Here is a 23,459-nt window from a genome sequence, read left to right on the forward strand (position 1 = left end):
AGCCAGCCGGCTTTTTTTTCACTGTTGATAGCGCTTGTTGCACCTACCTTTACCCCATGAAATTTATTATTGCTCTAAAGGATCAGGAAGTCAAAAGATATGTCAGCATATCCTTAATACTTGTTTGTAAATTGTTGATTTAATTGGATAAATCATCAGATTTTCCATCAATTTCAATGAACCTTTTTGTACCTTTTAAATCATCATACGACAATTCGCCAGCGCGTGCCGGAGCCGGCCATGGCGTTGCCGCGGCCTGCGCCATGGCGGCCGGGCGCCGGTGAGGCCGGCCATCTTGCGCTAAGATGCCTGCATGTCTGATGGCCCTGCGCGCCGCGCGTGCGTCTTCCGCGCCGCGCCCGGCGCGTGCGAGCCAGCATTTTTATCGTCACCCTATAAGGAACACCCATGATGAACCCCCAATTGCGCGCGATCGTCCGCGGCATGCCGAAGGCCGAACTGCATATCCATATCGAAGGCTCGCTGGAGCCAGAACTGATTTTCGCACTGGCAGAGCGCAATGGCGTGCCGCTGGGCTATGAATCGGTGGAACACTTGCGCAGCGCCTATGCTTTTACGGATTTGCAGTCTTTTCTCGACATTTATTACGCTGGCGCAAGCGTGCTCTTGAAAGAGCAGGATTTCTATGACATGACGCAAGCCTACCTGCGCCGCGCCGAAGCCGATAACGTGCTGCACACGGAAATCTTCTTCGACCCGCAAACCCACACGGCGCGCGGCGTGGCCATGGCCGACGTGATCAACGGCATCCACCGCGCCTGCCAGGACAGTCCCGTCAGCGCGGCCCTGATCCTGTGCTTCCTGCGCCACCTGAGCGAGGAAGAAGCGTTCGAGACCCTGGAAGACGCGCTGCCGCACCGCGACAAATTCATCGGCATCGGTCTCGACTCGTCGGAAGTGGGCAACCCGCCCGAGAAATTCTCGCGCGTGTTTGCCCGTTGCCGCGAGCTGGGCCTGCACCTGGTGGCTCACGCGGGCGAGGAAGGTCCGCCAGCCTACATCCGCACGGCACTCGACGACTTGCAGGTCGAACGCATCGACCATGGCGTGCGCTGCCTGGAAGACGCGGAACTGACGGCCCGCCTGGCGCGCGAACAGGTCGCCTTGACGGTCTGCCCGCTGTCGAACACCAAGCTGCGCGTGTTCGACCAGATGCATGACCACAACCTGGTGCAACTGCTCGACGCGGGCTTGCTGGTGACGGTGAACTCGGACGATCCCGCGTATTTCGGCGGCTACATGAACGACAATTTCGACGCCATCTTCGACGCCTTGCCGCTGGGCCTGTCCCACGCGCAGCGCCTGGCGCGCAACGGTTTCATCGCCGCCTTCCTGCCGCAAGCGCAGAAAGACGCCTTCCTCGCTACCGTCGATGCGTATTTCGCCCAGCACGCGGCCGCCCACGGCAGCGCGCAATAACATCTTCATAAAGACCCGCCGCCCATGTTCCGCCTCTCCCTGAAAATGACCGGCCGCGACTGGCGCGCCGGGCAACTGCGTTTCCTGCTCGTCGCGCTGATCGTCGCCGTGGCGGCCCTGTCGGCCGTGGGTTTCTTCGTCGACCGCCTGCGCGCGGGCCTGAACCGCGACGCGCACCAGCTGCTGGGGGCCGACCTGGTCATCAGCGCCGACCAGCCCGTCAATGCCGCATGGCGCGCGGAAGCGCAGAAGCGCGGCTTCCTCCTGGCCGACACGGTGACGTTTCCCAGCATGGCGCAGGCGGGCGAGGGCGAACAGTCGCTGTCGCAGCTGGCGTCCATCAAGGCCGTCTCGCCCGGCTACCCGCAGCGGGGCAAGCTGAAAATCACGACCAAACCGAGCGAGGCGCAGGATGCCGTGGGACGGCCAACCGACCAGGTGCCGGCGCCCGGCACCCTGTGGGTCGATGCGGCCATCCTGTCCAGCCTGAACGCCAGGCTGGGCGACACCCTGACCCTGGGCGACAAGGCATTTACGGTCACGCAACTGATCGCCAGCGAGCCGGACCGCGGCGCCTCCTTCCTCAATTTCGCGCCGCGCGTGATGCTGCCCCTCAGTGATCTTGCCGCCACGGCGCTGGTGCAGAACGGTTCGCGCGTGTCATACCGGCTGCTGCTGTCGGCTCCACCCGCCAAGGCGGCCGAGCTTGCGCAATATCAAACCTGGCTGGAAAGCCAGATCAAGACGCAGGCCATCAAGGGCGTGCGCATCGAGTCGCTGGAATCGGGCAGTCCGCAGATGCAGTCGACCCTGGACCGCGCCGACCGTTTCCTGTCGCTCGTCGGCTTGCTGTCGGCCATGCTGGCGGCCGTCGCCGTGGCCATGGCGGCGCGCCGCTTCATGCTGCGCCACCTGGATGCCTGCGCCATGCTGCGCTGCCTGGGCTTGACGCAAAACCAGGTCACGGCCATGTACGTGATCGAATTCCTGCTCGTTGGCCTGGCCGGCAGCGTGGTCGGCGTGATGGTGGGCTTCGGCGGCCACCTGGTATTGCTGGAGCTGTTGGGCAAGCTGGTGCAGAGCGACTTGCCGCCCGTCTCGATGCTGCCCGCGCTGCAGGGCGTGGCCACCGGCATGCTGTTGCTGCTGGGCTTTGCCCTGCCGCCGATTTTGCAGTTGCGCAATGTTCCCCATAACCGCGTGATCCGCCGCGAACAGGAGCCGCCGCAGGCGCTGGCCGTGGCCACGTACGGCCTGGGCATCGCCGCCTTCGTCGTGCTGCTGTTGTGGCAGGCGGGCGACGTGAAACTGGCGCTGCTGACGGCGGCCGGCTTCCTCGGCGGCTTCGCCCTGTTCGGCCTGGCCGGCTGGCTGGGCATCCGCTCGCTGAAAACCCTGCGCGGCGCCTTCAATCACCAGGGCTGGCGTTTTGCCGTCACTTCCCTGCAGCGCCGCCCGGGCGCCACCGTCATCCAGGTGGTGTCGCTGGCGCTGGGCCTGATGGCCTTGCTGCTGCTGACGGTGGTGCGCGGCGACCTGATGGTGGCCTGGCGCAATGCCACGCCGCCGGACGCGCCGAACCGCTTCATGATCAATATCCTGCCGGAACAGAAAGACCCGATCGCCGCGCGCCTGGCCCAGGCCGGCGTGGCCAACGCGCCCTTGTATCCGATGATACGCGGGCGTTTGGTGGCCGTGAATGGCAACGCCATCACGGAAACCACCTACGAGGATGACCGGGCCAAGGGCCTGGCCGACCGCGAATTCAACCTGTCGACGATGGCCACCATGCAGGAAGAAAACAAGCTGGTCGCCGGCAAGTGGTTCGGCAATGGGCCCGGTGCGCCGGCCGAGGCATCGGTGGAGGAGGGCATCGCCAAGACATTGAAACTGAAACTGGGCGACAAGCTGCGCTTCGACATCGCCGGCCAGCCCGTGGAAGCGGCCATTACCAGCTTGCGCAAGCTGGAATGGGGCTCGATGCGCGTCAATTTCTTTGTCATCATCAATCCGGCCGCCATGGCGGACACGCCGCAGACGTGGATCACGGCCTTTCACCTGCCGCCCGCGCAGGCGGACCTGGGCAATGCCTTGCTGCGCGATTATCCGAACCTGACGGTGGTCGACGTGGGCGGCGTGCTTAAGCAAATCCAGGGCGTGCTGGACCAGGTGGTCACGGCCGTCGAATTCCTGTTTGCCTTCACGCTGGCATCGGGCTTGCTGGTGCTGTATGCGGCCCTGATGGGATCGCAGGACGAGCGCACGCGCGAAGCGGGACTGCTGCGCGCGCTGGGCGCCACGCGGCGCCAGCTGGCGCAGGCCCAGTTGATCGAGTTTTCGCTCGTCGGCGCCCTGGCCGGCTTGCTGGCGGCATCGGGCGCGGCCGCCATGGGCTGGGCGCTGGCCACGTACCAGTTCAAGTTCGCCTGGAGCTTCGCGCCCGGCGTGTGGGCCTTTGGTTTGCTGGCCGGCGCCCTGTGCGCGATTGCCGGCGGCTGGCTGGGCTTGCGTAACGTGCTGAAACATCCGCCCCTGCAGACCTTGCGGGAAGGCTAGTCTTAAGCGCTGACACTATCGCCTGCGCCCGCCCGCAGAAATTGCGCGTAGGACATCACCGGCTGCCCCAGCTGGTGCGCCGGCACGTCGAACAGGGCCCAGAAATACGTCATGCGGCCCAGGCAGATGGTGGGCGCGGCGCAGTAGCGGAACCAGTTTTCGCCGATCTGCGCCGCGTACATGCCGTCGCTGTCGGCGTCGGAAAAGTAGGGAATCACGCGCATTTCCAGCAGGGCCAGCAGCAGTGACTCGGGCGCGTCGCTGTCGCGCGCCATTTCGTACTGCGTATGCAGGCTGCGTTCCGTCTCGATGATCATCAGCTTGGCGTGGCCTTCGCGCGTGAAGAACAGGATGCCGCTGGGATTGGGGAAAATATAGTATTCGACAAAGCCATGGCGCTGGCACAGCTCGTGCACGACGGCGGCCAGCGCTTCGTCTTGCAGGAAACTGTAGTCGTGCAGCATCAGCAAGTCGCGTACGGTTTCCGATTGCTGCAGGAAGAACTCGCGCTGCAGGGCAACGATTTCCTGTTCCAGGATGTCGAGCGCATCGTCGTCGCTCTTCTTGATGTAGCGGTCGATCAAGCCCCGGTTGAAGGCCGTCACGGCCACTTTTTCATCGGCCGCGCCCGTAAATAGAATCTTCTTGCACGGCAAGTCGCGCACGGCCTGGCAAAATTCCAGACCATTCATCTGCGGCATCGAATAATCGACCACCAGCACGGAGGGCACGGCAAAGCGCTGCGCCTGGCCGCTGATGCGCCAGATGCGTTCGATGTCGAGCGCCACGTTGCACTGGTCGGGCGGCAGGTTTTGCGTGTCGAAGTTGACGTGCAGCGGCGTTTCGCCCGGCTGCGTGCTCTGGCGCAACCAGTGCAGGGCGCTGCTGGTGTCGTGGAAGGTCTTGCGCGCCAGGCCGGGATCGAGCTGGAACGCCAGGCTTTTCAGGAAGGAATCGCTGTCGTCGATCAATACGGTCAGGGTCGGATGGGTGTAGACGGGCAGTTGCATGCGTCACCTTGCGGGGGAAGAGGGTTGGAAGCGGGCAGGCACGGGCTGGGGGAATTCCAGAATGAAAATCGCATAGGCATGCTCGCGCGACACGCAGCGGATGCGCGCCTGCCAGGCGGTGACGATCTGCCGGCACAGGGCCAGGCCGATGCCGCTGCCGTTATGTACGGGATAGGAGTAAAAACGCTCGAAGATCAGCGGCAGGCGGTTCTTCGCGATACCGCAGCCCGTGTCGATGAACAGCAGCCTGGGCACGGGGCGGGCGCCGTCGATGATGATGCGCACGCGTCCCTTGCCTGCCCGCTGGATGGCTTTCAGCGCGTTTCTCAGCAGATTCAGCAGGATCACCACGCACAGTTCGTCCTGGCCGGCGAACTGGAAGTCGGCACGCACGTCCACCTTGACGCTGCTGCGCTGGCTGTTGCTGGTAAATGGGTAGCGCTTGAGCACGGCGTTCACCATCTCCAGCATCGATAGCGCCTGGCTAGGCTGGAGGTTGCGGTTCACGGCACTGGCGCTCATCAGGAACAGATCGATCATGTGATGCATGTGGCGCACTTCGAACTGGATGCGCGACAGGGCTTCCTGTAACGGGGGCATGTCGTCCGCCTGGTCGGCCAGCTGCGGCAGCAGCCGGCGCATGCCCCGCACATTGGCTTCCACGCTGGTCAGCGGCGTGCGCAGCTCGTGCGCCACGGAACCGAGCCCGGCCGCCAGGCCTGCCAGCCGTTCCAGTTCCAGCACCTTGCTGCCCACTTTCACCACGGACAGCGCGGCAATGGTGAACCAGTGCACGGGCAGTTGCTGCAGCACTTCACGTTGCAGCAGGAAGTCGCCTTCCCCCTGCAGGATGACGGCGAGGCAGGCGGCGCTGGTGCCGATCAGGTAGGCGCAGCACGCCAGTTTCGTTTCGAAATGAAACAGCACGACCAGGCCGATCAGCAGCGATTCGCTCCAGATGGACGACGCATGGTTCATCAGAAACATGAAAGTAAAGAAGAAGGGCAGGATGTAGCTGAGCGCGAACAGCAGGTAACGCGACAGCCAGCGGACCGAGAAGCGGCGGGCAAACAGGCCAGCCATGCAGATGCCCACGCCCGTCAGGCGCAGGGTCAGGTTTTCATAGGCTTGCGGAAAAAAGTAATGCCACAGCAGGTAGTACAGCGGCATCGCCACCGTGCCCACGGCGGCCAGCATGGCGACCCGGCCGGCCAGGTCCTCATGCGGCACGCGCTCATGCAGCAGCGAATGGAGCAGGCGCCTGCGCCAGTGTGTCCATCGTCCTTGCAATTGCTGCGTCATGACTCTGCCTAGATTCTCTTCAGAACATTATCATCGCGTAAATTTTCCTGGTTGAACGGTTATCTCGTCGGACATTGATATACGTCAATGGATGGGTTTGCAACACGGTCAAGGCTTTAATTTGCAGCAAACCTTTCCCTAGGAGAAAAACCATGACCATCGCTACCAGCGTGCATACCCCATCTTTCGCCCGTGCCGAACACTGCCTGCCCGACTACATCGTGCGGCGCATGGATGCGCATCACATCACGCGCATCGAAAAACTGCTGGGCGGCCAGCATCCCCATGCATGGCAACCGACCCCCGCCCATGCTATTTTCCTGGCGGGCAATGACTACCTGTCCATCGCCGCCGAGCCGACGCTGGTGGCGGCGCAGGTGGCATGCCTGCAGGCGCATGCGGGCGGCATGCTGATGTCGGCCGTGTACTTGCAGGAAGGCAGCGAACAGCACCGGCTGGAAAGCCGGCTGGCCCGCTTCATGGGCTGCGAGGATGGCATCCTGGCGCAGTCCGGCATGGCGGCCAACATCGGCTTGCTGCAGTGTATCGCCGGCCCCGGCATTCCCGTCTACCTGGATATGCAGGCTCACGCGTCGCTGTGGGAAGGCGTGCTGTCGGCCCAGGCCCAGGCCGTGCCCTTCCTGCACAACGACATGACGCACCTGCGGCGGCAGGTGGCAAAGCATGGCCGCGGGGTGATTGTCGTCGATGCCCTGTACAGCACCAACGGCAGCCTGGCGCCGCTGCTGGAGCTGCTCGATATCGCCGAGCGCAGCGACTGCGTGGTGGTGGTCGACGAGTCGCATTCACTGGGCACGCACGGCCCGCAGGGCGCGGGCCTGGTGGAAGCCTGGGGACTGGGCCACCGCGTGCATTTCCGCACGGCATCGCTGGCCAAGGCCTTCGCGGGACGGGCCGGTTTCATCAGCTGTTCCAGCCGCTTCAAGGGGTATTTCTTGTCCGAATCACGCCCCGCCATCTTCAGTTCCTGCCTGCTGGCGCATGAGCTGGCGTGGCTGGGCGCGGCGCTCGATTTCATCATGGCCGCCGATGAGCGCCGCGCCACCTTGCGGCGCCACACGCTGCAGGTGCGTGACGGCTTGCGCGAGCTGGGCTACAACGTCAGCGATGGCACGGAGCAGATCGTGGCGCTGGAGGCTGGCGGCGAACCGGCCACCCTGGCCCTGCGCCAGGCGCTGGAACGGCACGGCATTTACGGCGCCATGTTTTGTGCCCCGGCTACGGCGAAGAACCGCGCCATCGTGCGCCTGACCCTGAATGCGGGCTTGCGCGAGGATGAGTGCGCAAGAGTGCTGGCCGCCTGCGCCGCCATTCGCGACGAAACGGGCGTGGAGCACTGGCAGTCGACACGGCGCCTGCGCAAGCTGGCGCTCGTGTAAGGGCGATGCGTCAGCCGTTCGCTGGCTGGCTGCCGGCGATGCCGGCCAGCAGCATGGACAGCGGTGTCAGCTGTTCCGCGCTGGCGCTGCCCAGCAATTCCTGGCCCAGTGCCTGCGCTGTCGCATCGGCGTGGAGCAGCAGGGCTTGTCCCGCTTCCGTGATGACGGCATAGCCGACGCGGGCATCGCGCGCATCGGCCTGGCGCGCCACCAGGCCGATTTTTTCCAGCGGCATCAAGGAGCGCGTGATGCCGGACGCCGTCAGCGCCAGGCGTTCGGCCAGGTCGATGCGGCGCAGGCGGCCGCCAGGCGCGCGCTGCAAGTGGTACAGCAATTGATAATCGCTGAAGCTCAGGCCATGCAGATTGCCCAGGATGCTGTCGAAGCGGCGCACCAGCACGGCCTGGGCGCGCGCCAGGCGCAGGCAGAAGTCCAGCGCGCTGGCACCGTCCGGCGGCGGGGGAGTGTGATCGATCATGACGTCCTTTCAATTCGCTGCGAAGTGCTTGAGTGCGCAAGTGTAAAGCATGGCCGCTCAATAGCGTGCCTGTCCCTGCTCCAGCAGCTGTGCCTGGTACAGCGCCAGCAGGGCGTCCAGTTCGGCATCCGCATCGAAGGCGGGATCGTCGGGCACCTTGACGGCATCGAGCAGCTCGAAACGGAAGGCCGCCGCGCCGTCGCGTTGCCAGTCCGCCTGCAGGAGGGCGTTGCGGTGCTTGCCCAGATTCAGTTCGAAGCGATGGCGGTTCAGCGCGCCAGGGGCATTGCGGCTGCGTTCGAGCAGGGTGCGTCCGCTGGGCAAGTGGCGCAGCGCGATGATGCCCAGCGCGGGCGCTTGTTGCCGGTAGGCCGCTTTCAGGGCCGCTTGTCGTGGTTTATCCATGCTGTGACTGCCTTAAGGTTGAACTGCATAATCGCTTGCCCCGATGCGGGGAATATCCGTCCACAGGATGGCGGCCAAGGCGGCGGCCAGCAGCAGGGCGCCGCCAGCGCAGAACAGCTCGCCCACGCTCAGGTGGCGCAGCAACGCGCCCGTGGCCGCCGCCGACAGGGGCGCCAGTCCCAGGAAGATGCCCATGAACAGTGCCATTGCCCGGCCCAGCATGGCGGGCGCCACGCGCCGCTGTATCCACGTAAAGATGGCTACCTGCACATGGCCGCCCAGCATTCCCGTGACGGCCAGCAAGGCCGCGCCCTGCCAGACCGTGCCGATTTGCCCCAGCGCCATCAGCAGCAGGCCCACGACCGCATCGACCAGCAGCAGGGTGGCGCCGAAGCGGCGGCGCAGCCAGGCGCCTCCCAGGCTGGACGCCAGCATGCCGGCCAGGGTGCCCGCACCGTGCGTGCCCATCAGCACGCCCAGCGCCGCGGCGCCGTGCAGACGCTCGCTGGCCAGCACGGGCAAGGCCACTTGCAGCGGCCCCATGACGAAGAAGGCCACCACCGCCCAGTACACATAGCAGCTGCGCAAGGGAATGTCGCGCCACACCATGGCCAGGCCCGCCGCCATGTCGCGCCACATGCCCTGCGCCGCCGCCGCGGCCAGTGGCCGCAGGCTGACTTGCCGCAAGGTCCAGGCCGAGAACAGGAACGTCAGCGCATCGATGGCAAAGGCGGCGGCCAGCAACGCCATGCCGGTGTGCCGGGCGCCATCGTGGGTGCCGAGCACGAGCGCCGCCAGCAGGGGGCCGGCCAGCAAGGACAACTGGCGCGCGCCCATCTGCAGGCTGTTGGCCGCTTGCAGTGACTGCGACGGCACGGCTTGCGGCAGGATGGCCGTGCCGGCGGGAATGCCGAAGGCGGAAGCGATGCCCAGCGCCAGCGCGGCCGCATACGCCAGCGCCAGGCTGGCCTGGTCCAGCAGCAGCAGCCCGGCCAGCGCCAGCAGGATGGCGGCATTGGCCAGTTTGCTTGCCAGCAGTACGCGCCGGGGCGAATGCCGGTCGGCGACCGTGCCACCCAACAAGATGAGCACGGCGCGGGGCGCGCCCATCAGGGCCACGGCGATGCCCAGGCTGAGGCTATCGCCCGTCAGGCTCAGCACCAGCCACGGCAGGGCCAGCATGCTGAACTGGTCGCCCAGCATGGACACGAGGCCGCCGCCCAGCAGCCAGCGGAAGTTGGTATTGCGCATCAAGTGGGATTCTGCGGTGGTCGACATGCTGTATCTTCCCGTGTTTAAAGATTGCATAGTAGTTGATATAAGCTTGAGTAGTCAAGTATATTGCTTTTTATTGTGGCAGCGACAGCTGCCGCCGCATGAGGCGCCAGCGCTTGCGCTATCATGGCGGCCATGACTGATACCACTGCCCCCACCCTGTACGAGACCATCGGCGGCGCCCCCGTGCTGCGCGAAATGGTCGACCGTTTTTATGACTTGATGGAGCTCGAAGCCGAGTTCGCCGGCATCCGCGTCATGCATCCGCCATCGACGGACGGCTCGCGCGACAAGCTGTATTTCTTCCTCACGGGCTGGATGGGCGGACCGGATTTGTATATCGAGAAATTCGGCCACCCGCGCCTGCGCGCCCGTCACTTGCCCTACGCCATCGGCACCAGCGAGCGCGACCAGTGGCTGCGCGCCATGGCCTGGGCCATGGAAGACACGGGCATCGAAGAATCCTTGCGCGTACGCCTGATGGAATCGTTCTATCAGACGGCCGACTGGATGCGCAACAAGCCTGACTGACACCCATGAGCCCAATCGAGTTTTACAGCCTGCTGGGCGCCGCCATCGTCGCCATCGTCCTGTTGCTATTGATCTTGCTGCGCCCGCGTGGCGCGGCCGGCGATGGTGCCACCACCCTGGCCCTGGTGCAACAGCACCAGCAGCAAAGCCTGGAGCGCATCGACCGGGTCGAGCGCGAAGTGCGGCTGCAACTGCAGGCATCGGCGCAAGCGACGCGCCAGGACCTGGCCACCGGCCTGGCGCAATTCCAGGCGGCGACCTTGCAACAGCTCGACAGCCTGCGCACGCAGATGCAGGCGCAGGGGAAAGTCGGGCGCGAAGAGCAGGCGCAAAGCCTGGCGCGCTTTGCCGAGAGTACCAATCAAACCCTGGCCCAACTGACGGAATCGAATGCGCAGCGCATGCTGGAAGTGCGCGCCACGCTCGAGAACAAGATCCGCGATTTGCAGGCCGACAATGGCGCACGCCTGGAAGAGATGCGCAAGACGGTCGACGAGAAACTGCACGCCACCCTGGAAACGCGCCTCAGTGCGTCGTTCCAGCAAGTGTCGGAGCGGCTGGAAAAAGTCCACCAGGGTCTCGGCGAGATGCAGCAGCTGGCGCTGGGCGTGGGCGATTTGAAGCGGGTACTCACCAATGTGAAGACGCGTGGCACCTGGGGCGAAGTGCAGCTGGAAATGCTGCTGGAGCAGGTACTCACTGTCGACCAGTATGCGAAGAACGTGGAAACCGTGGCCGGCAGCGGCGCGCGCGTGGAATTCGCCTTGAAATTGCCGGGCCTCTCCGATGGCGGCCCTCCCGTGTGGATGCCGATCGATGCGAAGTTTCCCAAGGAACAGTACGAGCGCCTGGTCGAGGCGGCCGAGCGGGCCGATGCCGACGGCGTGGCCCTGGCCGGACGCGAGCTGGAACGGGCCGTGCGCGGCGAAGCGAAAACCATCGCGGAGAAATACCTGGCGCCGCCGCACACCACCGACTTTGCCATCCTGTTCCTGCCCACGGAAGGCTTGTATGCGGAAGTGTTGCGCCGCCCGGGCCTGGCCGACGAATTGCAGCGCGTGCACCGGGTCAGCATCGCCGGACCGTCCACGTTGACGGCCTTGCTCAACAGCCTGCAAATGGGTTTCCGCACCCTGGCGCTGGAAAAGCGCTCGTCGGAAGTGTGGCAAGTGCTGGGCGCCGTGAAGACGGAGTTCGGCAAGTTCGGCGACGTGCTGTCGCAAACCCGGCTGACCCTGGAAAAGGCGGCGAAGAATATCGAAAGCGCGGAAGTGCGCAGCCGGCAGATGGCGCGCAAATTGAAATCCGTGGAAGCCTTGCCGGGCGAGGCGGCCGCCTTGCTGCTGGGTAAGGCGGACGCCGTCGACGGCGAGTAGCGCGCCGCCTCAGGCCGCCCGCACAGTGCGGCGGCGCAGCGCGCTGTAACCGACCAGCGCCAGTCCCGCCAGCAGCATGGCCCAGGTTTGCGGTTCGGGCACGGCCGGCAAGACCGTCGGCACCGTGGGCGGAAAGGTGGGGATGATCACGGTGGGCGGCACGATGATGCTGCTGCCCTGGTCCGGCGGCAGACCGCCGCCACCACCGCCGCCGCCCATGCCGGCCGGCGGCGTGATGCCGCCGACGGTGCGCACATAATTGTTGAAAGGCAGTAATGGAATGCTGGCCACCTCGGGCGGCATGGCGCCGCCCGTGAAAGAACCGCCGCGCAAGGCGTCGGGATTGTCGATCAGTGGCACGCCTGCCGCTTCCGGGGCGGCGGGGGCGGCCGCAACAGGCGCTGCACCGCCGGGCGCGGCGCCTGCCGCCGGCGGCGCCGACGCGGGTGCCTGCGTGATACGGCTGACGTTACGGCAAATCGTCGGCACGAGGATGCACTGGCCCTGTACGCAATACACGAGTCCCCGTTCCTGCATCTGTTCGCTCCAGCCTGCACGTGTGACATTGCGGCAAACGCGGCCAGGGCCGAAATGCATGTCGCTGATGCGCGTGTTGTAGTTGCCCTTGCCGCGGATGGCGTCGCGGCTGATCACCACGATCTCATCATACTGGCGCGCGCGCATGCGCTCCTTCAATTGTTCGCGCACTGGCGGCGCGATATCCGTATAGCGGTCTACCGCCGCCACCACGTCACCCATGAACGGGTCGACGCCTGGACGGTTCCAGTTACAGTTATCCAGCACACCGGCGCGCGCGATGCCTTTCGCGCTGGCGGTCAAGGGCGCCAGGGACAAGGTAGCAAGCAGGCATGCCACGCCCAGCATGCTGGCTCCCGCGATCCATGAGCTGTGTCTCATTGTTAGTTTCCTCATGAAAACAATATCAAAATTGAATTTTATACAAGTTTGAATGTTATCACCAAAGAAACTTCAATATCAACTAATAAATAAAATTATTACAATTAGTGTTGTCTTTATTGATTTATTCGTTGTGGAAATGATTAATATTTTTATCTTGATAGCCGAACAGTTGCCGTGCAGGATAAATTGATTGCGAAGGGGAAATGCGAACGGCCCGCGCAGGGCGGGCCGTTATGAAGAGGAGGGCGAAACGCAGGTGACGCAGCGTGGAATGCGGCCCGGCCAGCGCGTCAGCCTGGTCGGTGGTAGGACATCAGGTCAATCCATGGAACAGCACGATATCGACCAGGTCGCCGGCCGCCACGTGGCCTTGCGCTTCGTGCAGCACGATCATGCAATTGGCTTGCGTCATCGAGCGCAGGATGCCGGAGCCTTGCGCTCCCGTCACGCGCACGTGCTGGCGCCCGTCCGCGCCCCGTTCGACGATGCCGCGCTGGTATTCCGTGCGGCCCCGCTTCTTGCGGATGGGCGCTTGCGCCGCCACCTGCAGCAGCGGCAGGCTGGCCGTGTCCGCAGCGGCGCCCATCAGGCGCAGCAGGGTCGGGCGGGCGAGGAAATAAAACGCCGCCATTACGGCCACGGGGTTGCCGGGCAGGCCCAGCAGTAGTGCCGATTCGCCTTCGCTGGCAATCCGCCCGAAGGCCATGGGGCGGCCCGGGCGCATGTTGATTTGCCAGAAGGCCACTTCACCGAGGCGCGCGAGGATGTCGCGCGTAAAATCGGCCGCGCCGCTGGACACGCCGCCCGACGTGATGATGACGTCGGCCGAGGCGCAGGCGCCGCGCAGGGCCGCTTCCAGCGCTTGCGGATTGTCCTTGACGATACCCATGTCGAGCACTTCGCAGCCGAGGCGGGTCAGCATGCCCAGCAGGGTGTAGCGGTTGCTGTCGTAGATGCAGCCCGCGTCGAGCGGCTCGCCGATCGAGCGCAATTCGTCGCCGGTGGAAAAGAAGGCCACGCGCAGGCGCCGGCGCACGGGCACCGTGGCGATGCCCAGCGAAGCCAGTAGCCCCAGTTCCGCAGGACCCAGGCGTTTGCCCTGCAGCAGGGCAGGCTGGCCCTGCATCAGGTCTTCGCCCTTGAAGCGGCGGTTGTCGCCGGGGCGGATGCAGTCCGGCGCCACGGTGATGTGCTGTGCGCTGGCGTGCTGCACCAGTTCCTGCGGCACCACGCTGTCGCAGCCGTCCGGCATGACGGCGCCCGTCATGATGCGCGCGCATTGGCCGCGTCCAATGTTGACCGTGCCTGGACGCCCGGCCAGGATGGTGTCGACCACGGCCAGGGTGACAGCAGTGTCGCCACCGAGGTCGGCGCCGTGCAGGGCGTAGCCATCCATGGCGGAATTGTCGTGAGCGGGCACGCTGATGGGCGAGATGATGTCGGCCGCCAGGATGCGCTCGAACGCTTGCGGCAGCGGCAGTTCCTCGATCTCGGCGACAGGCGCGACGGTGTCGGCCAGGATGGCTTGCGCCATCGGCACGGACAGGCCCTGCGCCTGCAGGGCCGCCAGCTCGTCCGGGGTATTGATGTTGCCGAACGCGCTATTGTTCTCGAAGAGCACCTCGGCCAGTTTCAAGGGGCCATGCCAGGTGCGCATGCGGCGCTCTCCGCCGCGCAGATACGCATCGAGCTGGGACAGGGCGGAAGTCTTGACGAGACAGAAGACGGGGTGCGGACGGCGCACCGTCTGGCCCGTCGCGGGATCGATGTCCTCGGTGACGGCGATGGCCAGGTCCGCATTGTGCTCGGCCAGGCCGGCGGCCAGGCGCGCTGCCAGGTCGTGCGGCAGCAATGGCGAGTCGCACGGCACGGTGAGCAGATAGGGGGCGGTGGCATGCTGCATGCCGCTGTGCAAGCCTGCCAGCGGACCGAGCTGGCCGGGCAGCGCATCGGGCCACACGGGCAGGCCGAAGCGCGCATAATCTCCGGCATCCGCATGGACACTGATGGCCAGCTGGCCCACTTGCGGCGCCAGGCGCTGAAGCACGTGGCGGACCAGGGGCTGGCCATGCAGGGGCAGCATGCCCTTGTCGCGCTGGCCCATGCGCGTGCCGAGGCCGCCGGCCAGGATCAGGCCGGTAATGTCGTGTTGATTGATCATGAGAGGCGAAAATGTGGATGCATACGCCATGGTAGCAGCGGCAGGCGTGCGCCGCTCCCGATTCAGCCGCCGATGTACGACATTTCCACTTTCTTTTTACCGTGCTCAAGTGCGCCGCCCGTCAAATCCGTCTGGCTGGTGCGCAATTGCGAATAGCGGTCGCCGCGGCCGCGCCACAGCTGCGCCACGGCCGAGGAAATTTCCGCATCGCTGTGGCCGCCGCGCAGCAGGCTGCGCAAGTCGTGGCCGCTGCTGGCGAACAGGCACGTGTACAGCTTGCCTTCGGTCGAGAGGCGGGCGCGGCTGCAGTCGGCGCAGAACGCTTGCGTGACGCTGGAAATGAGGCCGATTTCGCCGCTGCCATCCGCATAGCGCCAGCGCGCCGCCGTTTCGCCCGTGTAGTTCGGGTTGATGGGCAGCAAGGGCATCTGCGCGCCGATACGGCGCACGACTTCTGCCGAAGGGATGACTTCCTGCAAGTTCCAGCCGTTCGAGGCGCCCACGTCCATGTATTCGATGAAGCGCAGGATGTACGGCGTGCCCTTGAAGTGGCGCGCCATGGGCACGATTTCCTGCTCGTTCATGCCGGCCTTGACGACCATGTTGATCTTGATGGGGCCGAGTCCTGCCTGGTGCGCCGCATCGATGCCGTGCAGCACGTCGGCCACGGCAAAGTCCACATCGTTCATGCGCTTGAAGGTGGCATCGTCGAGCGAATCGAGCGACACGGTGACCCGGTTCAGGCCCGCATCCTTGAGCGCCTGCGCCTTTCTTGCCAGTAATGAGCCGTTGGTTGTCAAGGTCAGGTCCAGCGGCTGGCCCGACGGCGTGCGCAGTTCGGCCAGCATGGCGATGAGCTTTTCGATATTCTTGCGCAGTAGCGGTTCGCCGCCCGTCAGGCGGATCTTTTCCACCCCGTGCGCGACGAACAGGCGCGCGATGCGCGTGATTTCCTCGAACGACAGCAAATCCGTGTGCGGCAGATACACGTGGTTCTTGTCGAACACGTCCTTCGGCATGCAATACACGCAACGGAAATTGCAGCGGTCGGTAATCGAGATGCGCAAGTCGTGCAGGGGCCGGCCCAGGCTGTCGGCCACATTGCCGCTGGGGCTTTCCAGCTGCGCAGGGATCGCCGGTGCCCCGTTGCGGGCTTCGGCGAGGTAGATAATCTTGTCAGCCATGAAAGGTGATACCACTTACGTTGAGTCGTTCAAGGCAGATACGATAGCACGAGGCCGAAGATGGCACAGGCGAGCAGCAATTTGATGGTGCCCACTTGAAACCTGATCAGCGCCACGCCGGCCGCCAGCGCGATGAACATCGCCAGCCAGTCCCAGTGCGGCAGCGGGTTTTCTTGCCAGAAGACATGGCGGCCAAAGAACAGCGCCAGGCTGGCGATGACGCCCACCACGGCCGCCGAGATGGCCGTCAGGGGCGCGCTCAGGCGCAGATTGCCGCGCGACGCTTCCACCAGCGGCGCGCCGGCCAGGATGAAGATGAACGAGGGCAGGAAGGTAAACCAGCTGGCGACGAGCGCGCCGCACACGCCCGCCAGCCACAGCTGCTCCCCTGTCACGGCATGGCTCCAGCCGCCGACAAAACCGATGAAGGCGACGATCATGATCAGGGGGCCGGGCGTCGTTTCGCCCAGCGCCAGGCCATCCATCATTTGCGCACTGGTGATCCAGTGGTAGTGGTCGGCGGCGCCCTGCACCAGGTAGGGCAGCACGGCATACGCGCCGCCAAACGTGAGCAGGGCCGCCTTGCTGAAAAACACGCCCATCTGCGCCAGCGGCTGGTCCGCGCCGCCCGCCAGCGCCAGGCCCAGCCAGGCGAGGAAGGCCAGGGCCAGGCCCAGCGCACAGGTGGCCAGCAGGCGCGGCCAGCTGAAGCGCGCGTGCTCCGGCGTGGGCGTGTCGTCATCGATGAGGGCGGCGCCGTAGCGGGCTGCGCCGACATGTTGCGTGCCGCCCAGATGAAAGTGGCCCGGCAGCCAGCGCCCGCCCGCCATGCCCAGCAGGGCGGCGGCGAGCACGATCAGCGGAAATGGCAGCTGTAGCGCGGCGATGGCGACAAATGCGCCCGCCGCGATGGTGATCAGGCCGGGGCTGCGCAAGGTGCGCCGGCCCAGGCGCCAGGCGGCCGCCAGCACGATGGCGACGACGGCCGGCTTGATGCCGTACAGGACGCCGGCGATGGCACCCACGTGGCCATACGCCATGTAGAGCCAGGACAGCACGATCAGCACCAGCAGCGAGGGCAGCAAGAACAGCAGGCCCGCCACCAGCGCGCCGCGCGTGCGGTGCATCAGCCAGCCGATGTAGATGGCCAGCTGGGTCGCTTCCGGCCCCGGCAGCAGCATGCAGTAGTTGAGGGCGTGCAGGAAGCGCTGCTCGGAAATCCAGCGCCGCTTTTCCACCAGCTCCGCATGCATCATGGCGATTTGCCCGGCAGGGCCGCCAAAACTGACGCAACCGAGCTTGAGCCAGTAGCGGAAGGCGTTGCGCAGGCTGACGGGGGCGGGAGCTTGATTGGCGTTCTCGTGCATGGCGGGCGGATGGCTGGCGAGTGGACGTAAAAAAGGGGAAGCCTGAGCTTCCCCTTTCATCATTGGCGGCTGGGCGAACCCGGCGCGCTTATGGACGTTGCGTGTTGACCTGGATCAACGGCTCATCCGATTGCGGCGGCAATGGCTTGCGTTCGCGCGGCTTGCGGACCGGAGCGACTGCCTTGGCGGCCGCTTCCTGCGCCAGGCGCAGTTTTTCCGGATCGGTGGCAGCCAGGGTCAGGCCGGCCGAACCGAGCACTGCGCTCAAGTCCAGCGGCGCGGCGACTGGCGCAGCAGGAGCCGGAGCAGGAGCAGGAGCCGCCACAGGGGTTGGCGCCGGAGCAGGTGCAGGAGCCACTTCGGCAACCACCGGGGCCGCTTCCACCACGGCCGGTGCCGCTTCGGCGACTGGCGCTTCTTCAGCTACGGCGACGGTTTCCACGACAGCAACCGTTTCCACGACTGGCGCCGCTTCGACGATGACTTCCGCTGGAGCAGGCGCTTGCGCCGGTGCAGCTTCCGTTTTCTCGGCAAAGCTGTACTCGGCAGCTGGCACTGGTTCGGCAGCGGCTGGTTCAGCTTGCGCTGCAGCCGCTTCCACAGGGGCTGGCGCTACGATCACTTCAGCGGCTGGTGCGGCTTCTTCGACCTTGGCGATGTCCGCGACCTTGGCGATTTCGACCACTTCGACCACTTCAGCCACGACGGCAGGAGCGGTTTCGGCAGCAGCTTCCACTGGCGCAGCGACGGCGACGACAGCGGCGGCAGCCACGACGGCTACTGGAGCGGCCTCGGCGGCAGCTTCCGGCGCCGGAGCAACCGTGAAGCTGATTACCGGTGCGTCCTGGCCTTCGTTTTCACCGTTTGCCGATTCGATCAGCTCGCCCGTTTCGCGGTCGCGGCGGTTGCGGTTGCGGCCACCACGGCGGCGGCGGCGGCGCGGTTCTTCGCCTTCCACGTCGTTTTCCGTCTCTTCGCCTTCAGGACCGGCATTGGCCGGCGCTTTCAGCAGGTTCGCCGGTGCGGCGTCGGATTCCGGGCCGTGGGACGGCACGATGACATTCACTGCGCTGGCGGTGGCGCCAACCAGTGCCAGCTCTTCAGCTTTCACTTCAGCAACAACAGCCTTGTCGGCGCGCGGTTCGCGGCCTTCGCGTGGCTGGCGCGGCGGACGTTCTGCACGTTCCGGACGTTCTGCGCGTTCCGGACGCTCGGCGCGCTCAGGACGTTCGCCGCGTTCGCGTGGCGCTGCCGTTGCATCGCCGCCTTCGCGGGCCTCACGCGGTTCGCGTGGCGGACGCGGTGGGCGTGGCGGACGTGCCGCTTTTTCCAGTGCTTCCGCTGCTGCATCGTCCTGGGCTGGACGGCCCTGGCCCGGTTCACGCTCTTCGCGGCCAGGCTTGCCGTTGCGGCCACGGCCACGCGGGCCACGGCTGTTGCGGTCGCCGCGGTCGGCGCCGGCCGGCTTGGCTGGTGCGACAGGGGCGGGTGCCGGTGCCACCGGTGCCGGGGCGCCGGTGAAGAAGCTGATGATCTTGGCGATCAGGCCCTGTGGTGCGGCAGGCGCGGCCACTGGAGCCGGTTTCGCTTCGACGGGTTTGCGCTCGACCAGCGGTGCCGGCTGGTCAGGGGTGATCGTCTTGACGACGGCTTCCTGGCGCGGCTTGGCTTCTTCCTTCTGGCGCTTGCTGTAAGCCATGTCGGTTTCAGCGCTTTCAGCCAGGTTGTAGCTGGCCTGGCTGTCTTCCAGACGCGGATCGTCGTGCTTGATGCGCTCGAGCTTGTAGTGCGGCGTTTCCAGATGCTTGTTCGGAATCAGGATCACGGCGATGCGGTGGCGGTTCTCGATTTTCAGTACTTCGCCGCGCTTTTCGTTCAGCAGGAAGGCGCCCACGTCCACGGGCACCTGCACGTGGATGGTGGCCGAGTTTTCCTTCATCGCCTCTTCCTGGATGATGCGCAGCACCTGCAGGGCGGACGACTCCGTATCGCGGATGTGGCCGGTGCCGGAGCAGCGCGGGCACGTCACGTGCGAGCCTTCGGACAGCGAAGGGCGCAGGCGCTGGCGCGACAGTTCCATCAGGCCGAAGCGGGAAATCTTGCCCATTTGTACACGGGCACGGTCATGGTGCAGCGCATCTTTCAGACGCTGTTCCACTTCGCGCTGATTCTTCGCCACTTCCATGTCGATGAAGTCGATGACGATCAGGCCGCCCAAGTCGCGCAGACGCAGCTGGCGGGCCACTTCTTCGGCCGCTTCGCAGTTGGTGTTGAAGGCGGTCGTCTCGATGTCCGAGCCGCGCGTGGCGCGGGCCGAGTTGACGTCGACGGAGACCAGTGCTTCGGTATGGTCGATCACGATGGCGCCGCCCGATGGCAACGGCACGGTGCGGCTGTACGCCGTTTCGATCTGGTGTTCGATCTGGAAGCGCGAGAACAGCGGCACGTCGTCGCTGTAGCGTTTTACGCGGTGCACCATGTCGGGCATCACGTGGCTCATGAACTGGTGCGCCTGGTCGTAGATCTCGTCGGTGTCGATCAGGATCTCGCCGATGTCGGGCTGGAAGTAGTCGCGGATGGCGCGGATGACGAGCGACGATTCCTGGTAGATCAGGAAGGCGCCGTTGGCCGACTTGCCGGCGCCTTCGATGGCGCGCCACAGTTGCATCAGGTAATTCAAGTCCCACTGCAGCTCATCGACGTTGCGGCCGATGCCTGCCGTGCGGGCAATGACGGACATGCCAGCAGGCAAGTCCAGTTTATCCATGGTTTCGCGCAATTCCTGGCGCTCTTCACCTTCCACGCGGCGCGATACGCCACCGCCACGCGGGTTGTTCGGCATCAGGACCAGGTAACGGCCGGCCAGCGAGACGAACGAGGTCAGGGCGGCGCCCTTGTTGCCGCGCTCTTCCTTTTCCACCTGGACCATGATTTCCTGGCCTTCGCGCAGCGCTTCCTTGACGGAAGCGTTACGCACGTCCACGCCTTCACGGAAGTACGTGCGGGCAACTTCCTTGAAAGGCAGGAAGCCGTGGCGGTCTTCGCCATAGCTGACGAAGCACGCTTCGAGCGATGGCTCGATGCGCGTGATCACGCCCTTGTAGATGTTGGATTTGCGCTGTTCGCGCCCGGCTGTCTCGATATCGATGTCGATCAGTTTTTGTCCGTCGACAATCGCTACGCGCAGTTCTTCTTGCTGCGTGGCATTAAACAACATGCGTTTCATTTTTATAACTCCGCGACCCGTAGGCCATCTCAAAGCCGCTTCCGGGGAAGCGGCGAAGTACAGGGATATATGCGAGAACGGGAGTGCTGGCGGGGGAAATGCCTAGGCGTGCGGAGCAACAACGCGTACGAGGTATACGTTACGGCCGCAACAGGCGCGGTGAGGTCGATCGTCATGCCGAGTGCACAGGACACTTGCAACTCATCTGAAGCAGCCCGGATGTCGGGGGCAGAGAATGCAAGTGGTCAGCAAATTCAGAGCCAAATCGTAAGCCGGCTCATTACAGGGATCGCGATGGCGAGGCTTGGCCTCAGCCTATTCATCGACAACCCTCAGTATTGTGGCCGCATACGGGGTTTGGCGAAAACGGCAAGCGTTATCAACTTCATCAACCCGCGAGCCCGACTCGATAAGTCGCGCTAACGGGTACTTATCCTTATAATCCAATACACTCACTTCAGCATCTCCACGCGTTATCCGATTACAACTACGGTGCAACCTTGATTCGCGCAGGGATGGTGCATATACATTTTTTTCCACCGAATTTGCAATTTGGCGAGGCCGGTGGAGACGCCCCTGTGTAAAATGTGCTTTTATTCTTACACTCGCAGCAGCCAGGGCCGCAGCAAAAACAATTATATATTCAAAATGAAGGACTTAGAGAGATTTCTGGGAAGACATAGTAAATGAAGAGTCAAAATGATGTTGTTCCCCCTTCAACACCCCCGGTTCAGCCGCAAGCCCAATTCGTAACGATCGCCGAGGAAGAAGCAGGCCAGCGCATCGACAACTACTTATTAAGAGTGTGCAAGGGAGTGCCTAAAAGCCACATCTACCGGATCTTGCGATCGGGAGAAGTGCGGGTCAATAAAGGCCGTATCGATCAGCTGTACCGTCTCGCCGCCGGCGACGTGGTGCGCATTCCCCCCGTGCGCGTGGCCGAAAAGGCGCCCACGGGCGCGCCGGCCGCCGAATTCAAGATCATCTTTGAAGATGCGCAGCTGCTCGTCATCGACAAGCCGGCCGGCGTGGCCGTGCATGGCGGCTCGGGCGTGTCGTTCGGCGTGATCGAGCAATTGCGCGCTTCGCGCCCCGACGCCAAGTTCCTGGAACTGGTGCACCGCCTGGACCGCGACACGTCCGGACTGCTGTTGCTGGCAAAGAAACGCTCGGCGTTGACGAACTTGCACGAGCAGATGCGCGATGGCGTCACCGACAAGCGCTACCTGGTGCTGGTGGCCGGCGACTGGAAGAATGCGCGCCAGCATATCAAGTTGCCGCTGCATAAATATACGACGGCCGAAGGCGAGCGACGGGTGGCCGTGCAGGCTGATGGCCTGGCGTCGCACACGGTGTTTTCACTGTTGCATAAATATCACAACTTCGCCTTGCTGGAAGCGGAATTGAAGACGGGACGCACGCACCAGATCCGCGTGCACCTGTCTTCGTCCGGTTTTCCCATCGCCGGCGACGATAAATATGGCGACTTTGCCCTCAACCGTGCGCTGTTGAAAGCCGACAGCACGCGCGGCGCCCTGAAACGCATGTTCCTGCACGCGCACCAGATCACGTTTACGCATCCGGAAACGGGCAAGACGATGACCCTGAACGCGCCGCTGGCTGCCGAATGCGAACGTTTCTTGGTAAGCTTGGGCAAACCATTGGCCGTTGCCCCACGTTAAGTGTGGCCGGGACTATCCACAAGATAGTCAGGCCATTATTCATTCTCAAGGAGCCGACGGCTATGCCGTCGGGAAACATGGCAAGAAAGCAATTTGATCTGATCGTCTTCGATTGGGACGGTACCCTGATAGACAGTACCTCGACCATCGTCAAGTGCATCCAGGCTTCGGCCAAAGACTTGGGCTTGCCAATTCCCACCGAGTTGCTCGCTTCGCATGTGATCGGCCTGGGCTTGCAGGAAGCCATGCAGCTGGTGATGCCCGACGTGGAGCCGAAATACCATGCGCGCATGGCCGAGCGCTACCGCTATCACTACCTGTCGCGCGACCATGAGCTGGCCCTGTTTCCGGGCGTCTACGAAATGCTGCAGGAACTGTCGCAGCAGGCGTATTTCCTGGCGGTGGCCACGGGCAAGAGCCGTGTCGGCCTGAACCGCTCCTTGAATGCCGTCAAGCTGCTGTCCCTGTTCGATGCGACGCGCTGCGCCGACGAAACCTTTTCCAAGCCCCATCCGGCCATGCTGCAGGAACTGACGCGCGAACTGGGGCAGGATATGCGCCGCACCGTGATGATCGGCGACACCAGTCATGATTTGTTGATGGCAAGCAATGCAGGCGCGGCCAGTATTGCCGTAGAGTATGGAGCGCATCCGGTGGAGCAGTTGCAAGCTTGCCATCCCCTGTATTCGGCCGCCACGGTGGCCGACCTGCATCAATGGCTGAGCGAGCACGCATGATGAACGATGTTGTCGATGTATTCATTTGCGCCGCCGACGCCGTGGCCGATGGCGGCAAGGGCGTGCGCTTTCCCGTCTCGGCCGGTGGCGAAGCGACCACCGGTTTTGTCGTGCGCCACGGCGGCAAGGCGTATGGCTACCTGAACCGCTGCGCCCACGTGCCGATCGAACTGGACTGGGCCGAGGGCGAGTTTTTCGAGTCCAGCGGCTTGTACCTGATGTGTTCGACGCATGGCGCCATCTATGTGCCGGAAAGCGGCCTGTGCGCGGGCGGCCCCTGCAAGGGCGGGCGCTTGCGTCCGATTGCCGTGGCCGAGCGCGATGGCCAGCTGTACTGGCAACCCGACGAATATGTCCAGCCACTGCCGGCCTGAGGCCGTGACGGGCTTTCTGTAATTTAAGCAAAGT

18 protein-coding genes are annotated in these 23,459 nt (G+C 64.3%); 8 read left to right on the forward strand and 10 right to left on the reverse strand.

Annotation, left to right across the window (positions count from 1 at the left end):
• Positions 1–408: 408 nt before the first annotated feature.
• Positions 409–1,440: an adenosine deaminase gene (locus tag IGS58_RS04555; protein WP_070281320.1), complete on the forward strand. Its 1,032-nt coding sequence runs from the start codon at positions 409–411 to the stop codon at positions 1,438–1,440.
• A 24-nt stretch (positions 1,441–1,464) separates the two neighbouring features.
• On the forward strand, positions 1,465–3,996 hold the full coding sequence (locus tag IGS58_RS04560; RefSeq protein WP_151096746.1) for an ABC transporter permease: 2,532 nt from the start codon (positions 1,465–1,467) through the stop codon (positions 3,994–3,996).
• Positions 3,997–3,998: 2 nt separating this feature from the next.
• Here IGS58_RS04560 and IGS58_RS04565 read toward each other — a convergent pair whose 3' ends face one another.
• Positions 3,999–5,006: a response regulator gene (locus tag IGS58_RS04565; protein ID WP_230520757.1), complete on the reverse strand. Its 1,008-nt coding sequence runs from the start codon at positions 5,004–5,006 to the stop codon at positions 3,999–4,001.
• A 3-nt stretch (positions 5,007–5,009) separates the two neighbouring features.
• Entirely contained in the window at positions 5,010–6,308 is a 1,299-nt protein-coding gene (locus IGS58_RS04570; protein ID WP_230520758.1) for a sensor histidine kinase, read from the reverse strand.
• A gap of 152 nt (positions 6,309–6,460) precedes the next feature.
• Between IGS58_RS04570 and cqsA the strand changes: the two genes are divergently transcribed.
• Positions 6,461–7,708: an alpha-hydroxyketone-type quorum-sensing autoinducer synthase gene (cqsA, locus tag IGS58_RS04575; protein WP_230520759.1), complete on the forward strand. Its 1,248-nt coding sequence runs from the start codon at positions 6,461–6,463 to the stop codon at positions 7,706–7,708.
• Between the two features lie 10 nt (positions 7,709–7,718).
• Here cqsA and IGS58_RS04580 read toward each other — a convergent pair whose 3' ends face one another.
• The 3 genes from IGS58_RS04580 to IGS58_RS04590 are packed head-to-tail and all read right to left on the reverse strand — an operon-like array spanning position 7,719 to position 9,869.
• On the reverse strand, positions 7,719–8,186 hold the full coding sequence (locus IGS58_RS04580) for a MarR family winged helix-turn-helix transcriptional regulator (RefSeq protein ID WP_070253705.1): 468 nt from the start codon (positions 8,184–8,186) through the stop codon (positions 7,719–7,721).
• Between the two features lie 57 nt (positions 8,187–8,243).
• Complete coding sequence (locus tag IGS58_RS04585) at positions 8,244–8,591, reverse strand: GIY-YIG nuclease family protein (RefSeq protein ID WP_151096742.1); 348 nt, start codon at positions 8,589–8,591, stop codon at positions 8,244–8,246.
• A 12-nt stretch (positions 8,592–8,603) separates the two neighbouring features.
• Entirely contained in the window at positions 8,604–9,869 is a 1,266-nt protein-coding gene (locus tag IGS58_RS04590; RefSeq protein ID WP_230520760.1) for an MFS transporter, read from the reverse strand.
• 132 nt (positions 9,870–10,001) lie between these two features.
• On the opposite strand from IGS58_RS04590, the gene IGS58_RS04595 reads away from it, so the two are divergent.
• Both IGS58_RS04595 and rmuC read left to right on the forward strand, forming a co-directional pair.
• Complete coding sequence (locus tag IGS58_RS04595; RefSeq protein ID WP_034785429.1) at positions 10,002–10,397, forward strand: group II truncated hemoglobin; 396 nt, start codon at positions 10,002–10,004, stop codon at positions 10,395–10,397.
• A gap of 5 nt (positions 10,398–10,402) precedes the next feature.
• On the forward strand, positions 10,403–11,773 hold the full coding sequence (rmuC, locus tag IGS58_RS04600) for a DNA recombination protein RmuC (RefSeq protein ID WP_070253708.1): 1,371 nt from the start codon (positions 10,403–10,405) through the stop codon (positions 11,771–11,773).
• A gap of 9 nt (positions 11,774–11,782) precedes the next feature.
• Here rmuC and IGS58_RS04605 read toward each other — a convergent pair whose 3' ends face one another.
• The 5 genes from IGS58_RS04605 to IGS58_RS04625 form a co-directional block, all read right to left on the reverse strand.
• Positions 11,783–12,691, reverse strand: coding sequence for an MHFG family PEP-CTERM protein (locus IGS58_RS04605; protein WP_139144046.1), 909 nt, complete (start codon positions 12,689–12,691; stop codon positions 11,783–11,785).
• A 316-nt stretch (positions 12,692–13,007) separates the two neighbouring features.
• Positions 13,008–14,855 carry a molybdopterin molybdotransferase MoeA gene (gene moeA, locus IGS58_RS04610; RefSeq protein WP_070253709.1) on the reverse strand — a complete coding sequence of 616 codons (1,848 nt, stop codon included), beginning with the start codon at positions 14,853–14,855 and terminating at the stop codon, positions 13,008–13,010.
• A 62-nt stretch (positions 14,856–14,917) separates the two neighbouring features.
• Complete coding sequence (gene moaA / locus IGS58_RS04615; protein ID WP_092608455.1) at positions 14,918–16,039, reverse strand: GTP 3',8-cyclase MoaA; 1,122 nt, start codon at positions 16,037–16,039, stop codon at positions 14,918–14,920.
• Between the two features lie 29 nt (positions 16,040–16,068).
• Entirely contained in the window at positions 16,069–17,406 is a 1,338-nt protein-coding gene (gene chrA, locus IGS58_RS04620) for a chromate efflux transporter (RefSeq protein ID WP_230520761.1), read from the reverse strand.
• Positions 17,407–17,494: 88 nt separating this feature from the next.
• A complete protein-coding gene (locus IGS58_RS04625; protein ID WP_230520762.1) occupies positions 17,495–20,632 on the reverse strand; it encodes an Rne/Rng family ribonuclease in 3,138 nt (1,045 codons plus the stop codon).
• Positions 20,633–21,318: 686 nt separating this feature from the next.
• On the opposite strand from IGS58_RS04625, the gene IGS58_RS04630 reads away from it, so the two are divergent.
• The 3 genes from IGS58_RS04630 to IGS58_RS04640 all read left to right on the forward strand — a co-directional run bounded on the left by IGS58_RS04630 (position 21,319) and on the right by IGS58_RS04640 (position 23,425).
• Positions 21,319–22,314, forward strand: coding sequence for an RluA family pseudouridine synthase (locus IGS58_RS04630; protein ID WP_070253713.1), 996 nt, complete (start codon positions 21,319–21,321; stop codon positions 22,312–22,314).
• A 77-nt stretch (positions 22,315–22,391) separates the two neighbouring features.
• Positions 22,392–23,051 carry an HAD-IIIA family hydrolase gene (locus IGS58_RS04635; protein ID WP_034785432.1) on the forward strand — a complete coding sequence of 220 codons (660 nt, stop codon included), beginning with the start codon at positions 22,392–22,394 and terminating at the stop codon, positions 23,049–23,051.
• The gene (locus tag IGS58_RS04640; RefSeq protein ID WP_092608465.1) at positions 23,048–23,425 is read left to right on the forward strand and encodes a Rieske (2Fe-2S) protein; all 378 of its coding nucleotides are present in this window, start codon (positions 23,048–23,050) and stop codon (positions 23,423–23,425) included. Before IGS58_RS04635 ends, IGS58_RS04640 begins: the two co-directional genes overlap by 4 nt.
• Positions 23,426–23,459: the final 34 nt, after the last annotated feature.

It is taken from the genome of Janthinobacterium sp. EB271-G4-7A (assembly GCF_020858075.1).
Taxonomy (GTDB): Bacteria; Pseudomonadota; Gammaproteobacteria; order Burkholderiales; family Burkholderiaceae_D; genus Janthinobacterium; species Janthinobacterium lividum.

Excerpts from the sequence above, each read along its gene's own strand:
- IGS58_RS04555 (WP_070281320.1), top strand. The coding sequence starts at position 409 with ATGATGAACCCCCAATTGCGCGCGATCGTCCGCGGCATGCCGAAGGCC.
- IGS58_RS04560 (WP_151096746.1), top strand. The coding sequence starts at position 1,465 with ATGTTCCGCCTCTCCCTGAAAATGACCGGCCGCGACTGGCGCGCCGGG.
- IGS58_RS04565 (WP_230520757.1), bottom strand. The coding sequence starts at position 5,006 with ATGCAACTGCCCGTCTACACCCATCCGACCCTGACCGTATTGATCGAC.
- IGS58_RS04570 (WP_230520758.1), bottom strand. The coding sequence starts at position 6,308 with ATGACGCAGCAATTGCAAGGACGATGGACACACTGGCGCAGGCGCCTG.
- cqsA (WP_230520759.1), top strand. The coding sequence starts at position 6,461 with ATGACCATCGCTACCAGCGTGCATACCCCATCTTTCGCCCGTGCCGAA.
- IGS58_RS04580 (WP_070253705.1), bottom strand. The coding sequence starts at position 8,186 with ATGATCGATCACACTCCCCCGCCGCCGGACGGTGCCAGCGCGCTGGAC.
- IGS58_RS04585 (WP_151096742.1), bottom strand. The coding sequence starts at position 8,591 with ATGGATAAACCACGACAAGCGGCCCTGAAAGCGGCCTACCGGCAACAA.
- IGS58_RS04590 (WP_230520760.1), bottom strand. The coding sequence starts at position 9,869 with ATGTCGACCACCGCAGAATCCCACTTGATGCGCAATACCAACTTCCGC.
- IGS58_RS04595 (WP_034785429.1), top strand. The coding sequence starts at position 10,002 with ATGACTGATACCACTGCCCCCACCCTGTACGAGACCATCGGCGGCGCC.
- rmuC (WP_070253708.1), top strand. The coding sequence starts at position 10,403 with ATGAGCCCAATCGAGTTTTACAGCCTGCTGGGCGCCGCCATCGTCGCC.
- IGS58_RS04605 (WP_139144046.1), bottom strand. The coding sequence starts at position 12,691 with ATGAGACACAGCTCATGGATCGCGGGAGCCAGCATGCTGGGCGTGGCA.
- moeA (WP_070253709.1), bottom strand. The coding sequence starts at position 14,855 with ATGATCAATCAACACGACATTACCGGCCTGATCCTGGCCGGCGGCCTC.
- moaA (WP_092608455.1), bottom strand. The coding sequence starts at position 16,039 with ATGGCTGACAAGATTATCTACCTCGCCGAAGCCCGCAACGGGGCACCG.
- chrA (WP_230520761.1), bottom strand. The coding sequence starts at position 17,406 with ATGCACGAGAACGCCAATCAAGCTCCCGCCCCCGTCAGCCTGCGCAAC.
- IGS58_RS04625 (WP_230520762.1), bottom strand. The coding sequence starts at position 20,632 with ATGAAACGCATGTTGTTTAATGCCACGCAGCAAGAAGAACTGCGCGTA.
- IGS58_RS04630 (WP_070253713.1), top strand. The coding sequence starts at position 21,319 with ATGAAGAGTCAAAATGATGTTGTTCCCCCTTCAACACCCCCGGTTCAG.
- IGS58_RS04635 (WP_034785432.1), top strand. The coding sequence starts at position 22,392 with ATGGCAAGAAAGCAATTTGATCTGATCGTCTTCGATTGGGACGGTACC.
- IGS58_RS04640 (WP_092608465.1), top strand. The coding sequence starts at position 23,048 with ATGATGAACGATGTTGTCGATGTATTCATTTGCGCCGCCGACGCCGTG.